This window comes from Microcella alkaliphila (genome assembly GCF_002355395.1).
In the GTDB taxonomy this organism is placed as follows: domain Bacteria; phylum Actinomycetota; class Actinomycetes; order Actinomycetales; family Microbacteriaceae; genus Microcella; species Microcella alkaliphila_A.
In genome coordinates this window covers 104,605-120,024 of the sequence record NZ_AP017315.1, presented here as the reverse complement: position 1 = coordinate 120,024, position 15,420 = coordinate 104,605, and the positions used below count along the sequence as shown (strand labels likewise).

Below are 15,420 nucleotides of genomic sequence, written 5' to 3'. Positions count from 1 at the left end.
CTACGGTGGTGAGCCGTTTTCCCTCACGCGAGGGAGATCGCCGTCCGTAACCGCGTGAGGAGACCCATGCCCCGCCAGCACCGCCCATCCGTCATCGCCGCCCCCGTCGCCCTCGCCGCCTCGGCCGTTCTGCTGGCTGGCTGTACGGGCGAGCTTCAGGGGCCGGGGGCCGACGGCTCGTGGTACGCAGCGGACCAGCCCTACGCCGGTCAACTCCAGATCGAGGGCTTCGCCGTGGCCGACCCGATCAACCAGGCTCGGCACGATCGGGCCGTCGAGGCGCTGGGAACGGCCGTCGAGGTCAGCGTTTTCGCGGCGGCGGTGGACGCGCGCAGCTTCGCGTCGGCCGCTGAGGCGGGCGACGCGCCCGACCTCATCTACGCGGACCGCGCCGACATCGGGTACCTCGCAGCGCGCGGCGCGATCATGCCGCTCGACCGCTGCATCCAGGAGGCGCCGATCAACCTCGGTCAGTACAGCCCCGCGGCGCTCGCTCAGGTCACCCTCGAGGAGCGCATCTTCGCCCTCCCCGACACATCGACCGTGCCGCTGCTCGTCACGACGAGCGCGACCACGGGCACGGAGCGCGGCGGTGCCCTCGTCGAATCGATCGGGGCTGAGCCGCGTGAGTGGCGCGTCATCCAGCTGTGGGCCGCGGCCGAGGGCACGCCCCTCGTGACGCCGGATGGCCGCACCGCCACCTTCGACGACCCGCGCATCGTGGCGGCGCTCGACGGCTGGGCTGAGCCGTCAGCGGAGACGACCCTCGTCGAGTCGGCCGCGCTGTCGGCGGGCGTTACCGGCGGCGGTGACGAGCCCGACGTCGAGCCGCAGTTCGGCCCCGTGGTCGATGGTGCGGGCGAGCCGATCGCGGTATTGAACGGGTACGGGTGGGCGATCCCCGTCGCCGGGGCGAACCCCGCGACCGCGTGCGGCTATGTGCGCGCCGTGACCGAATCGGAGACGTGGATCGACGCCGTCACCTCCCGCGCCGCCTCGCCGGATCCCGCCGACGCGGCGACCGACTCCGAGACCGACGCCGGCACCGAGCAGGACGCAAGTGCCCCGGGTGGCGGTGACGTCGCTCCGCTCGAAGTCGCAGGACTGCTGACGGCCAATACGACGGCCGACGCCGAACTGCGCGGGTGGGTGACCGACACCGACGACGCGAGTGCGGCAACGCTGCGCGCCGCTGTCGACGAGGCGTACGAGGCGGCCGTACTCCCCACCGTCACGCCCGCCGACGTCTCACTCATGCGCATCTGGAGCGACGCCGTCGACGCCGTGCGCTCGGGTGAGCTCTCGGCGGCGGAGGCGCTCGCCGAGGCGCAGCTCGACGCGCAGAGCGCCCTCGACCGCGGATGGGCGAACCTGGCGCAGGCGCTGGATTCGCGAACGCCCTAGTACTACAGTCGCGTTTATGGCGTGTGTCCGCGGCGTAGATAATGGTGTCGTCGGGCGGTGTGTTGGTGTTTTCGGCGCCAGCGTGACCGGTGGAGCACTCGCGCGGGGTCGGCGGGTGCATTCAGCACGAGCGCGGCGATGAGGTGTCGGATCTCGGGCAGGCTCAGCTCGACGAGGTCTCCGTCGTCGTCTCCTCGAGCCCCCTTTTTGACCGGGTGACGGTGAGGAAGGCGTGGGCGAGCATGGAGAGCGTGATGTGCCGGTACCAGCCGGTGTACTGCCGGACTTGGTAGTGGTCCAGCCCGGTCTGCCCTTTCGCCGTTTGGAAGGTCTCCTCGATCGCCCATCTCGCGCCGGCGACGCGGACCAGCTCGCCCAAGGCGACGCGCTTGGGGCCGTGGCAGAGGTAGTACGCGAGCTCTGACGGGTCGGTGAGGCTGCGGCGGGCGAGGAGCCAGTACTCGGCATCCGGGTCGCGTTCCCCGTTGATCCGGGCGCGTGCCCACGCGTATCGGCGGTCGCCTTTCGAGCCCGCGCCGGCGGACCTGGTCCGCCACGCCGTGGCTGGGAGCTCGCCGATGAGCGCGTCGGCGCGGTACTCCTTCCCGAGGATCGACACGGTGGTCTTCGCGATCACCCGCTGGCTGGACGGCACGGCGAGCACGTACGACATCCCGCGATCCTCGAGCGCCTTGCGGAGCCGGTAGTACTGGCCGTAGACGGCGTCGCCAGTCACCCATGATGCGGGGACGTCGGCATCGATCGCGCGGGCCAGCAAGCCCATCGCGAGCTCCGGCTTCGTCTGAAACCCGCGCTCCTTCGGGACACCGGCGCGGGCGCAGCGGGCACGGTCCTCGGTCCACGTCTTCGGCAGATACAGCTCCCGGTCCAGGAACGTCCGGCCCGTGGGTGTCGAGTACGTCAGGAAGACGCCGACCTGCGCGTTCTCGATCCGTCCCGCCGTGCCCGTGTACTGCCTGGCGACGCCCGCGGACCGGTCGCCCTTCTTCAAGAACCCGGTCTCATCGACGATCAGGATCCCGGCACGGTCGCCGAGGTGCTCGACCACGTAGGAGCGGAGATCGTCACGGACCAGGTCGGGATCCCAGTCCGTGGTCGACAACAGCCGCTGCATCGGATCCGGCGTCACCTGACCGGCGTGCTCCGACAGCGTCCACGAGTTCTTCCGCTCCTGCTCCGACAGCAGCCCTCGCACATACGCGACAGCGTTCCGGCGCGGCTCCGAACGAGCGAACCGCGGCCCGATCAGACCAGCGACCTCATCCAGCTCCGCCGCCCACTCCCGCACATCCGCCACAGCAATATCGTCACCCACCGCCAAGGGTTAACACGATCATCACCTACAACGACGCTAACGCGCCGCACCACGCGAAATAAACGCGACTGTAGTACTATGGGTTCGCCGACATGGGTCCCTACGGCGGTGGCCAAGCGGAACTGCTCCGTGTGCCTTTCGGCGACCACAACGCGCTGCGCTTGGGCGAGGATGCGGAGGAGAAGGAGAACGACTACGTCATGCTCTCCGACATCTTCCCCACCGGCTACCACGCCACCGAGATGGCCGGCGTGATCCCCGGTGACAGCGTCGTGATCGCCGGGGCGGGTCCGGTCGGGCTGATGGCCGCCCTGTCCGCGATGATCAAGGGCGCCGCGAAGGTGATGGTGGTCGATCGTCACCCTGACCGGCTGGCGTTGGCCGAGCAGATCGGCGCGATCGCCATCGACGACTCCAAGGTCGATCCCGTGCAGGCTGTGCTGGACGAGACGATGGGGCTCGGAGCTGACCGCCGGGTCTACCTGGTCGTGTTCATCGACGCGCTGGTGGTGGAGGTCCGCGACGGGCAGGTGCGCAACAAGCCGTTCTATCTCGCAGTCGGCGTCACAGTGAACGGGGAACGCGACATCCTCGGAATCTGGGCCGGCGACGGCGGCGACGGGGCGAAGTTCTGGCTCGGGGTGCTCACCGAGATCAAGAACCGCGGCGCCGAGGACGTGTGCATCGTCGTCTGCGACGGACTGAAGGGTCTGCCCGATGCAGGGCGGGGAAGTAGACGTTCACACAGTCGGCGGCGATCTTTCGCGGGCCAGGTCGGTTCGACTGCCCATGTGAGCGGAGGCGTTCGCTCCGACTGAGTGAGTGTCGCGGCCCACCGCTCGCCCTACGCGCGCGTGGAGCGTTTGGCCCGGGGCGATGCCGGACGGTGACCATTTTTCGACCCACTTGCGTCCGTGTTCTGTATACGGCATACTGAACTCATGAGTGCCGCGTTAGTTCCTTTGGGAAGCCGGAAGCTGAGTACTCAGATGTACGACGAACTCGAGCGGGTAATCGTCGACTGCACGCTGCCCCCAGGCGCCGTACTCAACGACTCGGATCTCGCGGCCCAGTTCGGTGTAAGCCGAACCCCGGTGCGCGACACACTGCACCTGCTCGAGTCGTCTGGGCTAGTCGAGCGAGGTCGCTCGACCGGCTGGGTGGTCACTCCGATTCGGATGCGGGACATCGACGAGCTCGCCGAACTGCGTGCCCTGCTCGAGCCGGCCGGGCTTCCCAGAATCGTGCAATGGGACAATGAGCGCCTCGAGCGCCTGGGCTCGCTGTTCGACAACTTCCCGGGGTCCATGCTCCGAGCTGACACGGAGCAGTACCTGGCCCGTGATGACGAGTTTCACCGCACGCTGATCGCCGCGACTGAGAACAGTCGCCTTGAGCGTATGTATCACGTCGCAGACCGACAGCTCGCCAGATGCAAGCGCTACGTCACCTTCCAAGACGATGCGCGCCGCGCCGCGAGCCTCGAGGAGCACCGCGCCGTGTGCCGTTGCCTCATGAACCGGGATCCGGACGGCGCTCGGTCGGCGCTGCTCGAGCATCTCGAACGGGCGCACGACGCCCTGGCGGCTGCCATCAAAGCCTCGTTGACCTAGCATCCGCTGGGCTGGTCACACGCAACACCCATCAGCGCATCACTTCAAAGGAGAAACGATGAAACTGGCTCGTACATTTACTGCAATCGCTATCGCGGGAATCACCGCCGCGGCAGCCACCGGCTGCGCCAGCGGAGGCGGTGGTGCAGGCGGAGGCGAGAACGAGGGAGCCGTCGAGGCCACGACCAGCCGGCTCGCCGTCGGCGACCCGGCTGGCTCCGCGGTCGCGAACGCCGCGGAGCACTTCGCCGAACAAGCCTCGGAGCTCAGCGACGGAGCCATCGACGTTGAGATTTTCACCGACGGGACGCTTTTCAACGGCGATCAGAACGCGGCCGTGAACCTGCTTGGCAACGGCACCCTTGATGCGACCATCATCTCGACGTCGGTGTACGCATCCTTCGAACCCAACATGAACGCCATCAGTCTGCCGTTCCTGTTCGACGACATGGATCAGTTCAGCGAGTACCTCGCCGGTGAGCCCGGCCAGGCGCTGCTCGAGTCCCTGGAATCTCTGGGCATTTCAGGGCTGTCGATGCTCACCCGCACTCCGCGCGTGACCACCAATTCGGTGCGCCCGATCGAGTCGCCGGACGACTTCGACGGGCTCAGGATACGCGTCCCGCAGAATGAGCTGTGGGTCCGCTTCTTCGGCGAGCTCGGCGCAAACCCCACGCCGATGAACTTCACCGAGGTTTACACCGCCCTGCAACTTGGCACCATCGACGGCCAAGAGAATCCGCTCGAGGTGCCGGTCGCGAACAAGTTCTTCGAGGTTCAGGACTACCTGTCGCTGACGAACCACATCTCCGATGGATACGTGCTTGGCTTCAACCAGGGCAAGTTCGATGGGTACAGCGCGGAGGTTCAGGACATCCTCCGGGAAGCCGCCGCCAGCACGGCCGAGTGGAAGCGTGAATCGGACGACTCTGAAGCGCAGCAGCTCCTCGCCGATCTGGAGGAACAGGGCGTGCAGATCAACGAACTGACCGAAGATGCGCGGCAGCGATTCCAGGCGCTCGCGCAGGACCTGTACCCCGAGTTTGAGGAGCTCGTGGGTGCGGAGTTCATGCAGGAGTCGCTGGACTTCCTGGGGCGCTGAACGAGCCGACTGGATCACGGACACGAGGGAACGCTCATGTCTAAGGAAAGCAGGGGAGCCGCAGGCGCTTCCGCTGAGGAGCCGCTGATCGCGGCACTCCCCGACGCCGACCAATTAAAGGAGAGCGGGCCGCTGTGGCGGGTGATCGAGGTGCTGCTCGGCATCGGTGTGCTCGGGATGCTGGTGCTCCTGTCGGTCCAGGTCGTCGGACGGCTGATCGGCTCCTCGCCGGCGTGGACAGAGGAGGCGGCACGCTTCCTGTTCATGGGTGGGGTGTTCCTCGGGTTCGCCGCAGGTTTCCGGGCGGCGGTCCACCCCCGCGTCTCCTACTTTGTGACGCGGGGGCCGGGCTGGCTAGCGAAGGTGAGCCTTCACGCGACGGTGGTCTGCGCGCTCGTCTTCTTCGGCATCCTTGCCTGGAAGTCGACCGAACTCGTCGCGCAGCAGTTCCGCAACAACGAGACGAGCCCCGCCCTGTCGATGAGCATGTGGATCGTCACGGTCCCGCTCGCGGTCGCGTCGGTCCTCGCGCTCGTCGGTGTGATCCAGTCCGTGTACTTCGACAGGAACCTCCGGCAGCGGATGTTGAAAAGCGAGGTCATCGCATGATGAGTTTGACGGTCATCGCGATCTTCTTCCTCTTGCTGGTCCTCGGCGTGCCGCTGGCGCTGGCGCTCGGAACGGGAGTGGTTGTCGCCCTGCTCGTCTTCGGGCTGCCGCTCGAGATGATGGCGCAGTCGACGTTCAGTTCGATGAACAGCTTCCTGCTCATCGCGGTGCCGCTGTTCGTTCTGGCGGGGAACGTGATGGCTGGAGGCGGTATCTCCGAGCGCATCTTCAACGGCGCATCCGTGATGTTCGGACGATTCCGCGGGGGGCTTGGGCAGGTCAACATCGCTGCGAGCGCCATCTTCGGCGGCATCTCCGGCTCGTCGGTGGCCGACGTCGTCAGCCTCGGCAAGATCGAGATCAAGGCGATGACGGACCACGGGTACCCGAAGCCCTACGGAGCGGCACTGACCATGGCGACCTCCGCCTTGTCGTCGGTCATCCCGCCCAGCATTCTTATGATCATCGCCGCGTCCGCGTCGGGGGTCTCCGTAGGAGCCGCGCTCGCGGGAGGCTTCGGGGCGGCCGTGATCTTCATCCTCGTGCTCATGGTGATGAACTACTTCATCTCGGTGTGGAAGAAGTACGGGGAGATTTCCCGGGAGTCGCTGAGGGAGAGCATCAAGACGGTCGTCGTCGGCATCCCCGCGCTCGGTGGCCCTGTCGTCCTCCTCTACGGCCTCTTCGGTGGGCTCTTCACCCCCACGGAGGCCGCGGCCGTCGCTGTCGTTTACAGCGTCGTCGTCGCCATGTTCGTCTACCGTGATATGAAGCCGCGCCAGCTGCCGGCCATGCTGATCGAGAGCGGTGTCACCACTGGGACCATCCTCTTCATCGCGATGGTCGCGAGCGCTGCGTCGTACATCTTCACGATCGACGGGCTGCCCGCTCGCGTGAGCGCCGGGCTGACGACGCTGACCACCGATCCGTTGCTGATGATGCTCCTCATCGGCGTGATCCTGCTGATCATCGGGGCCATCATGGATATCACCGCCGCGATTCTACTGACGATCCCGATCCTCATGCCGACGGCGATCGCCACGGGTATCGATCCGGTGCATTTCGTGGTGTTCCTTGTTGCGGCGCTCTCCATCGGACTGGTCACCCCGCCGGTCGGCGTGGCGCTGTTCGCGACTGTGTTCGTCGCGAAGCTCCCCATGGAGACAATCGTCAAGTCCGCACTTCCCTACTATGCGGTCCTCGGGGGCGCGGTCATTCTCCTGGCCGTCTTCCCCGACCTGGTGCTGTTGCCCGCGGAGTGGCTCACCGGCTACCAACCCGTCGGGCGCTGAACCGATCACACCGTCTCGAGACGAAAGAACATATCGTGACCTCCACACTGCTGTCCACCCGTTCCAGCTACGTTGCGGGACGCTGGCTCGATAACCCGGATGCGAAGACCGTCGAGACGCGCGATCCCGGGCGCCCGGACGAGGTCGTCGGCCGCTACGCCCTCGCCACCGAGCGGGAGACCCAGGAGGCGATCGCGTCGGCGGCCGCCGCTGCGCCGGCGTTCGCGCAGACCAACGCCGCTGAGCGCAGCGACCTCGTTTACGATTTCCTCCGATTGTGGGCGGACAGACAGGACGACCTCGCCGACATCGCCACGCGCGAGATGGGCAAGACGCGCGCCGAGTCGTATGGCGAGACCAGCCGTGTGTTCTTCGAGGCGAGGTTCTGGGCGGGCGAGGCGTTGCGTGGTGGCGGGCAGACGTTCCCGAGCACGCGGCCGAACACCGACATCCGCACCATCCGCCAGCCTATCGGCCCGGTCGCCGCGATCACGCCATGGAACTTCCCGATCCTGACCCCGGTGCGCAAGGTCATCCCCGCCCTGGTCAACGGGTGCCCCGTCCTGCTGAAGCCCGCCATGCAGGCACCGGGCACGACCGTCATCGTCGCCGAGATCCTACACGAGCTGGGGCTCCCGGCGGGCGTCTTCAGCCTGCTGCTGGGTTCCGGCCGCGAGACGGGCTTACTGCTCGTCGAATCACCCGAGATCGCGGGGATCACTTTCACAGGGTCCACCGAGGTTGGACTCGGGATCGCGACGCGTGCCGCCGCACGCAACGCCCGGACCCAGCTGGAGATGGGGGGCAAGAACGCCGCGGTGGTGTCCCAGGTCGAGGACGTCGACCGAGTCGCCAGCGAAATTGCGGGTGCAGCCTTCACCGCCTCCGGTCAGCGGTGCACCTCAATCAGCCGCGTCATCGTCGTGCCGGAGATCCGCGAGGCGCTTGAGCAGGCACTCGCCCGTGCGGCGCAGAAGTACGTGGTCGGGCACGGGCTAGAGGAGGGCACCACCATGGGGCCGGTCGTCGATCGGGCATCGTTCGAGCGGACCCAGCGCTACATCGCCGAAGCGCAGAGCAACGGCGCGCGCGTGCTGGTGGGCGGAGAGGTACTGGACCCAAGCGGCGAGAGCGGCTACTTCGTACCGCCGACCATCCTCACCGACGTCGCGCCGGGTAGCCCGCTCGCCGTCGACGAGGTCTTCGCGCCGGTGCTCGCGGTCATCCCGGTCGCAGACATCGACCAGGCCATCGCAGTCACCAACGAGACGCAGTATGGGCTGACTGCCTCCGTGTTCGCCGACAACGGAAGCGTCGCTCGCCGCGTCGCGATGGCATCCCGGTCCGGCATGGTGCACGTCAACCACGGCACGGTGAGCGAGGGTCACATTCCCTTCGGCGGGGTGGCGCAGTCTGGGCAGGGCGCGTTCGGGATCGGCGCGACGTCGACCGAGTTCTTCACCAGCCTGAAGGTTATCTACGACCAGCAGCCCTAACTTTCCGACCGATATGACGCATGACAGCGAGAGAATCACATGAAATACCATCGCCAATTCACCTTCGAGCTTCCTACTCGCATCACCTTCGGCGTCGGTGCTCTGGCCGGGCTCCCGACTGAGGTGGCAGCGCTCGGCGGTTCGTCGGTGCTACTCGTCTCCGACCCGGGCCTCGTCGCTGCCGGCGTCGTGGACCGCGTCGTCGATCTGCTCAGCGACAGCGGTCTCGAGCCGGCCGTCTTCACCGACGTCGAGCCCGAGCCCGATGCCAAGGGGGTCATGGCCGCCGCCGAGCTGGCGCGGACCTCTGGCGCGGACATAGTCGTAGGCGTCGGCGGAGGGAGCGCCCTCGACACGGCGAAGTCAGCGGCGCTGATGGCACGAAACCCCGGGCACATCCGCGACTTCGTCGGTCTGAACATTCCGAGCGCGCCGGGTCTGCCGGTCATCGCCATTCCCACCACCGCCGGAACAGGCAGCGAGTGCGCCATCTGGGCGGTCATCTCCGAGAAGGAGAAGTCGGACAAGTACGGCATCGGCGGCCGGAATATGACCGCGACTGTTGCGCTTTGCGACCCCGCGCTGACCCTAACTTTGCCCGCCCGGCAGACCGTAGGCACCGGTGCTGACGCACTCGCCCACGCGCTTGAGTCCTACGTCAACAAGGCCACGCAGCCGATTTCGGAAGCGCTCGCCGAAAAAGCCGTCGAGCTCATCGCCGGTTCCCTCCGGCAGGCGACCTTCAACGGCGCTGACCTCGACGCGCGATCCAACATGATGATCGCCGCGACGATGGCCGCCTGTGCGTTCGCACCGACACGTCTTGGCCTCGCCCACGCGATGGCGATGCCGCTCGGAGCGTTCGCGAAGATCCCGCACGGCGACGTGATCGCGATCCTTCTGCCCGAGGTGATGCGCTATAACGTGGTCGCCGCGCAGTCGAAGTTCGCCGAAATTGCCCGGCTCTTCGGCATCGACACCCGTGGAATGACGCTGCGGCAAGCTGCCGACGCCGGTGTCACGGCAGCCTCGGACCTGCTCGTCGACATTGGGGCGCCATCGAAGCTCTCCGCCTACGGGGTCACTGAAGCCGACCTTCCGAAACTCGCCGAGGAGAGCATGTCGTCGGGCAACGTCGTGGTCAATCCGCGCCCGGCGCGCGCGGCGGATCTCGTGGAAATTATGCGGAAGTGTCTGTGAACGCCCCGGAATCGTATCCCGTCCCGGCGGCGGTGTTGCGCGAGTACTGCGCCAGCATCTTCGTCGACGCCGGCGTCCCCGCCGCCGACGCCGAACTCGTCGCCGATTCCCTGGTCGAAGCGAACCTCCGCGGCATCGACTCTCACGGGATCAGCCGCGTGCCCATCTACATCGAGCGCATCCGACGGGGCCTGACAAATCCCGATCCCGACGTGCGCGTCGTCTCCGAGCGCGGCGGCGCCCTGCTCATTGACGGCGACAACGGCATGGGACAGGTCGTTACGCAGCGCGCGGTCGATGTGGCGTTCGACCGGCTATCTGAGCAGCGGGTCGTTTCGGTCGGGATACGAAATTCGAATCACTACGGGGCCGGCGCCTACTTCGGCCGCCGCGCGGCGGAACGTGGGGCCGCCGTGTTCCTATACGGCAATGCGCCGTCCACGATGGTTGCTTGGGGCGGCCGCGAGCGGTTCCTGGGCACCAACCCCTACACCTTCGCCGTTCCGGCAGGGGACCGGGCGCCCGTGGTGCTCGACATGGCCACCAGCGTCGTCGCGAGGGGCAAGATCATCCTCTCTTCACAGCTCGGCCAGGACATCCCGGAGGGGTGGGCGGTGGATGTGGCCGGCCAGCCGACGACGGATGCCGCCGCCGCTCTGGAGGGTAGTGTCCTGCCTTTCGGAGGTCCGAAGGGCTACGGGATTGCGCTGATGATCGAGATCATGGCGGCGGTGCTGTCGGGCGCGAATTGCGGACCCGAGGTCGGAGACCTCTACGACGAGCTCGAGCGACCGCAGGGCGTGGGCGCTTTCCTCAACCTGACCGACATCACCGCCTTCCAACCGCTCTCCGGGTTCGGCGACCGTATAACCGGGCTGATCGATGCCATGAAGCTCACCGCCGCAGAGGGGAGCGAGGTGCTGATCCCCGGCGAGCTTGAGCAGCGGGCCGCGGACGCCCGGTCGCGAGACGGGGTCCCGGTGCCGCCAGCCGTTGCAGCCGCCCTCGAGAAGGTCGCGGCGAAGCCATTTCCTACCGACAATGCCAGCCAGACCGCGAAGGAGACCCATGAACATCGTCCGCGTCCATGACCGTGCCGAGCCCATCGATCCGGAGATCATCCAGCGATTCGCGGAGCTACCGACGCCCGCCGTCTCCGACAGCACTCAGCGGAGCACGGGAGCGACCGCGCTGCGTCCGATCGGTGCGTCCCTGTCGTCCCTCGCCGGCAAGTCGATGGTCGGAACGGCGCTGACCGTGCGCACGCGGCCCGGCGACAATCTCGCCGTCCACATCGCCCTCGACATGGGGCGGCCAGGCGACATTCTGGTCGTCGATGCCCGAGGCGAGACAACCAACGCCATTCTCGGCGAGTTGATGACGAGCTATGCCGAGACGAAGGGCTTCCACGGGATCGTCGTCGACGGTGCTGTTCGCGACCACGATCTCATCTCGAGCGCCGGCTTCCCCGTGTTCGCCCGTGGCATCTCGCACATGGGCCCGTACAAGAGCGGGCCCGGCGAAATCCACGGAACCGCGACGATCGGGGGTGTCCCGATCGAGGACGGCGATCTTATCATCGGCGACGCGGACGGAATCGTCGTCGTCCCCGCCCGGCGCGTGCACGAGGTCCTCGAGCTGGCGGAAGCCGTCGTCGAAAAGGAGGAGGGTCAGCGCGCCGACATCGCCGCCGGGCGGTGGGATCGGTCCTGGATCGCGCCGAGCGTCGAGCTGGTGCGCGTGCACGAGCGGGCTGACGGTTGAGCAAGCGCATCGTCCTCACCCGCTTGCTGACCGAGGCGGCTATGTCGGCCGCCCGCGATCTGCCCGGCGAACTCGTCGTCCTGGGCGAGGGCGCACCGGAGCGATCGGCGCTCCTCTCCGCCGTATCGGGCGCGTCCGCCATCATGTCGCTCGTGACGGAACGGATCGACGATGAGGTACTAGCCGCGGCGGGTCCCGGCCTGCGGATCGTCGCGAACGTGGCGGCGGGCGTTGACAACATCGACCTGGCAGCTGCGGCCCGGCGCGGTGTGGCCGTGTCGAACACGCCGGGCGTCCTCGATGACGCGACAGCCGATTTGACTCTGGCACTGATCCTCGCCACGACGCGGCGCGTGGTCGAAGCCGATCGGTTTCTCCGCGCCGGAAATTCGTGGATCTGGGGGCCCAAGGAGTGGATCGGTCTCCAGCTAAGCGCAGGCGCGACGCTCGGCATCGTCGGTCTTGGGCGCATCGGCATGGCAGTAGCGCGACGCGCGCGGGCGTTCGGCGTTCGCGTCGTCGCGACGGGCTCCCGGGCGAGCGGGGACGAAGCAGCGGCTCTCGACGTCGAGGCGGTGGATCTCGACGACCTTTTCGCACTGTCGGACATCGTGACGCTGCACTGCCCCTTGACCCCGGACACCCGGGGCCTGGTCGATGCACCGCGGCTGGCGACGATGCGCCGGGGCAGCTATCTCATCAACACCGGGCGCGGTCCGCTCGTCGATGAGAACGCGCTAGCGGACGCCCTCGAATCCGGCCGTATCGCGGGCGCCGGACTAGATGTCCACGAGCACGAACCGCTGGTGAACGAGCGGTTGCGCGCGTCCGAGCGGGTGGTGCTGCTCCCTCACATCGGCAGTGCGGGCGCGGCCACCCGCGACGCCATGGGGAGACTGGCCGTGCAGAACGTCGCCGAGGTGCTCGCCGGCCGCAGCCCACTGACCCCTGTGCGCTAGGTGTACTGACCCGGATCGTTGTGATCGTGGGATGAGGTGAGCGGAGACCTCCGGCACGATGTGGGTTACCACACTCACATCACTGAACCGGAGGTCTCCGTGACTCACGCTAATGCTCCGTTGGCTCCTGAGGGTCGTCGTCGTCTTGTCCTGTTGATAACTGAAGAAGGCTGGTCTGTGCGGCGTGCTGCCGAGCGTTGCCGGGTGTCGCCCGCGACCGCGTCCCGGTGGGCGCGACGGTATCGGGAAGGGCTGCCGTTGACTGACCGCAGTTCACGGCCGCACCGGTCTCCGTCCCGGTTGCCGCAGCGCACTGAGCGGCGGATCGTCGGGGTCTGGTGAAGGTTCGGTTGAGTCCTTGACCGCGTGATCCTGGGGAGGGTTGCGCTGGAAGGATGGCAGTCATGCCGATCAAGTACACGGACGAGTTCAAGCGGGATGCTGTCGCGCTAGTGGAGTCCGGCATCGCGCAGAAGGTGGTGTGCAAGGACCTCGGGATCTCGAAGACCGCGCTGCAGACCTGGGTGCGTGATGCGAAGTTCCAGTCCCATGGGATGACCCCGTCGACCGATCCGCAGGAGCGGCGTGAGATGGCGGCCGCGCTCAAGCGGATCCGGGAGCTCGAGATGGAGAACGAGGTGCTGCGGCGGGCCGCGGCGTATCTGTCGCAGGTGCATATCACGCCCCCGAAATGATCTACCCGCTCGTCCGTGAGATGGCCGCGGCCGGTGCCCCCGTCAGGGTGCCGGTCGCGGTGGCGTGCAGGGTGCTCGGGTTCTCCGAGCAGGCGTACTACCAGTGGCTGCGCAACCCGGTCTCGGCCCGGGAAGCGGAGGAGCAGCACCTCATCGAGGTGCTGCGGCAGCTTCACGAGGAGGACCCCGAAGGCGGGTATTGGGTGCTCGCTGACGATCTCGCCGATCTCGGTGACCGGGTCTCGGAACGGCGCGTGTGGCGGCTGTGTCGCCTCGCGGGGATCCGGTCGGTGATCACGACCCGCAAGCGCCGCTACCGGAAGGCGGGCCCGCCGGTGCACGACGATCTCGTGCAGCGCGACTTCACCGCCGACGGCCCGAACCAGCTGTGGCTGACTGACATCACCGAGCACTGGACCGCGGAGGGCAAGCTGTACCTGTGCGCGATCAAAGACGTGTGGGCGAACAAGATCGTCGGCTAGGTGCATGGTGGTCGGACGGCCGTCAGGAGCCGAGGCGCGCGGCACGGTGCGTGCGCCAGGTCTCCCACCGGGTCTCCACGAGATTCCGGCGTTCGTAGCGCGGTGCGACGACCAACTCAGCTGAGTCGGCGGGTATGTGGATCCCCTCCGCGGCCGCCGCGTGCCGCGCGGCGCCGAGGGCCGACAGGTGCGATTCGGATACTACGCGAAGCTCCCGCCCGAAAGCGTCGGCAACCAGCTGGACGATATCGGCGCCCCCGGACAAGTCGGCGGAGACCCGGATGGGCCCGGTGAAGTGGCCTTCCACTTGACCCAGCACGAGCCGGTCTGCGAAGAGCACCCCCTCAATGACGGCCCATGCGGCCATCCGGGTTTCGACCGCGGCGCCGTCCCTCACGCCGACGAGGCCGGTGGCCGGCTCGGACATCCACAACGGGCCTCGCTCCGGGATAACGTGCGGAAGCCAGTACGGCGCCATCGCGATCTCCGCCGGAGGAAGCGCGGCGGCGGCGGCGATCACATCGGCCACCGCGCCCTCGGCCTGTCCACCCATCTTCCGCACGCCGACGGAGAGCGCCAGCCCGCCGTTCGTCGCCCCATGTGCCAGCCACGCTCCGTCTACGAGGTGTGCGCGCTGCAGTAGACGGCGGTTCCGGGCGTCCGGCGCGGTGCGCAGCCGGGTGACCACGTGCGTCGTGCCGAGAGTCAGCAAGGTCGCGGCATCCGAACCGAGCCCGACCGCGACGGCCGCGCTCGGGGTGTCGCCGCCCGGCACGCAGACACGGATCCCGGGAGTGAGGCCGAGGATCTCAGCCGCGTCCGGGAGGAGCGGGCCGAGCAGCGATCCGGACGGACGGACCGGCGGAAGCCGCTCGAGGGAGACGCCAAGCGCCGCCGCCGCCGGAGCCAGCCACTGCGCTCCGCCGACCACGTCGAAGCAGCCGTAATACGAAGCCTGGCTCGGATCGATCGCGACCTCGCCGGTCATGCGGTGACCGAGCACCGATCCGACGGAGCCGAACCAGCGCAACGCTCCCACGCGATCACCGTGTTCCCGTTCGAAGAGGCGGGACGCGACGACGATCGCCGTAGCCGGCGTGTACGGGTTGCCAATGCGCGCGAGTGCATCGGAACCGATCGCCGTCGCGGCGGCTGAGACAAGCCCGGGCAGGCCTGGGGCATCGAACCGGTACCCATCCGAGAGCGGTCGCCCATCCTCGCCCATAGGGACGAGGACCGGCGCATGCACCGAGATCCCGACAGTCACCGCGCGGGCGCGGGCGCCGCCGAGCTGCACGACCGCGTCCACGACGCTCGCCCACCAGCATGCCGGATCGACTCGCCCCGCAGAGAGGGAGGCGTCGTGAGCGGCTCGGCCGCGCGCGACGACCTGCCCATCGACGTCCACCAGAATCGCCTTCGTGGCGGTCGTGCCTACGTCCACACCGACGTACAGCTCGCCGCTCAC

12 protein-coding genes and 3 pseudogenes are annotated in these 15,420 nt (G+C 67.7%); 13 read left to right on the top strand and 2 right to left on the bottom strand.

Going from position 1 to position 15,420, the window contains the following annotated elements:
• Positions 1-66: 66 nt before the first annotated feature.
• Positions 67-1,404: a hypothetical protein gene (locus tag CPY97_RS00555; protein WP_096419913.1), complete on the top strand. Its 1,338-nt coding sequence runs from the start codon at positions 67-69 to the stop codon at positions 1,402-1,404.
• A 163-nt stretch (positions 1,405-1,567) separates the two neighbouring features.
• Here CPY97_RS00555 and CPY97_RS00550 read toward each other — a convergent pair whose 3' ends face one another.
• Positions 1,568-2,740: an IS701 family transposase gene (locus CPY97_RS00550; protein WP_150129146.1), complete on the bottom strand. Its 1,173-nt coding sequence runs from the start codon at positions 2,738-2,740 to the stop codon at positions 1,568-1,570.
• Between the two features lie 77 nt (positions 2,741-2,817).
• Here CPY97_RS00550 and CPY97_RS13505 point away from each other — a divergent pair.
• The 12 genes and pseudogenes from CPY97_RS13505 to CPY97_RS00490 all read left to right on the top strand — a co-directional run.
• Positions 2,818-3,462: pseudogene (locus CPY97_RS13505) on the top strand (transposase); the annotation flags it as partial.
• Between the two features lie 267 nt (positions 3,463-3,729).
• Positions 3,730-4,353 carry a GntR family transcriptional regulator gene (locus tag CPY97_RS00540; RefSeq protein WP_161494030.1) on the top strand — a complete coding sequence of 208 codons (624 nt, stop codon included), beginning with the start codon at positions 3,730-3,732 and terminating at the stop codon, positions 4,351-4,353.
• Positions 4,354-4,411: 58 nt separating this feature from the next.
• Positions 4,412-5,455, top strand: coding sequence for a DctP family TRAP transporter solute-binding subunit (locus CPY97_RS00535; protein WP_096419907.1), 1,044 nt, complete (start codon positions 4,412-4,414; stop codon positions 5,453-5,455).
• Positions 5,456-5,491: 36 nt separating this feature from the next.
• Positions 5,492-6,064 (top strand): TRAP transporter small permease, encoded by a 573-nt coding sequence (locus CPY97_RS00530; protein WP_096419905.1) that lies wholly within the window; start codon positions 5,492-5,494, stop codon positions 6,062-6,064.
• On the top strand, positions 6,061-7,356 hold the full coding sequence (locus tag CPY97_RS00525) for a TRAP transporter large permease (RefSeq protein WP_231923978.1): 1,296 nt from the start codon (positions 6,061-6,063) through the stop codon (positions 7,354-7,356). The genes CPY97_RS00530 and CPY97_RS00525 overlap by 4 nt, the downstream gene beginning before the upstream one ends.
• A 35-nt stretch (positions 7,357-7,391) precedes the next feature.
• Positions 7,392-8,852: an aldehyde dehydrogenase family protein gene (locus tag CPY97_RS00520; RefSeq protein WP_161494029.1), complete on the top strand. Its 1,461-nt coding sequence runs from the start codon at positions 7,392-7,394 to the stop codon at positions 8,850-8,852.
• Positions 8,853-8,891: 39 nt separating this feature from the next.
• Positions 8,892-10,052, top strand: a complete 1,161-nt coding sequence (locus tag CPY97_RS00515) for an iron-containing alcohol dehydrogenase (RefSeq protein ID WP_096419901.1) — start codon at positions 8,892-8,894, stop codon at positions 10,050-10,052.
• Positions 10,043-11,143 carry an Ldh family oxidoreductase gene (locus CPY97_RS00510; protein ID WP_096419899.1) on the top strand — a complete coding sequence of 367 codons (1,101 nt, stop codon included), beginning with the start codon at positions 10,043-10,045 and terminating at the stop codon, positions 11,141-11,143. Before CPY97_RS00515 ends, CPY97_RS00510 begins: the two co-directional genes overlap by 10 nt.
• Positions 11,121-11,816, top strand: a complete 696-nt coding sequence (locus CPY97_RS00505; RefSeq protein ID WP_096419897.1) for an RraA family protein — start codon at positions 11,121-11,123, stop codon at positions 11,814-11,816. Before CPY97_RS00510 ends, CPY97_RS00505 begins: the two co-directional genes overlap by 23 nt.
• Positions 11,813-12,775 carry a 2-hydroxyacid dehydrogenase gene (locus CPY97_RS00500; RefSeq protein ID WP_096419895.1) on the top strand — a complete coding sequence of 321 codons (963 nt, stop codon included), beginning with the start codon at positions 11,813-11,815 and terminating at the stop codon, positions 12,773-12,775. Before CPY97_RS00505 ends, CPY97_RS00500 begins: the two co-directional genes overlap by 4 nt.
• Positions 12,776-12,874: 99 nt before the next feature.
• Positions 12,875-13,111: pseudogene (locus CPY97_RS00495) on the top strand (helix-turn-helix domain-containing protein); the annotation flags it as partial.
• Positions 13,112-13,179: 68 nt separating this feature from the next.
• A pseudogene (locus CPY97_RS00490) lies at positions 13,180-13,949 on the top strand (IS3 family transposase); the annotation flags it as partial.
• A 25-nt stretch (positions 13,950-13,974) separates the two neighbouring features.
• On the opposite strand, the gene CPY97_RS00485 reads toward CPY97_RS00490, so the two are convergent.
• Positions 13,975-15,420, bottom strand: coding sequence for an FGGY-family carbohydrate kinase (locus CPY97_RS00485; protein WP_096419893.1), 1,446 nt, complete (start codon positions 15,418-15,420; stop codon positions 13,975-13,977).

What these genes read in the sequence shown, in the direction of transcription:
- CPY97_RS00515 (WP_096419901.1), top strand. Translation starts at nt 8,892, where the DNA reads ATGAAATACCATCGCCAATTCACCTTCGAGCTTCCTACTCGCATCACC.
- CPY97_RS00540 (WP_161494030.1), top strand. Translation starts at nt 3,730, where the DNA reads ATGTACGACGAACTCGAGCGGGTAATCGTCGACTGCACGCTGCCCCCA.
- CPY97_RS00505 (WP_096419897.1), top strand. Translation starts at nt 11,121, where the DNA reads ATGAACATCGTCCGCGTCCATGACCGTGCCGAGCCCATCGATCCGGAG.
- CPY97_RS00555 (WP_096419913.1), top strand. Translation starts at nt 67, where the DNA reads ATGCCCCGCCAGCACCGCCCATCCGTCATCGCCGCCCCCGTCGCCCTC.
- CPY97_RS00525 (WP_231923978.1), top strand. Translation starts at nt 6,061, where the DNA reads ATGATGAGTTTGACGGTCATCGCGATCTTCTTCCTCTTGCTGGTCCTC.
- CPY97_RS00530 (WP_096419905.1), top strand. Translation starts at nt 5,492, where the DNA reads ATGTCTAAGGAAAGCAGGGGAGCCGCAGGCGCTTCCGCTGAGGAGCCG.
- CPY97_RS00535 (WP_096419907.1), top strand. Translation starts at nt 4,412, where the DNA reads ATGAAACTGGCTCGTACATTTACTGCAATCGCTATCGCGGGAATCACC.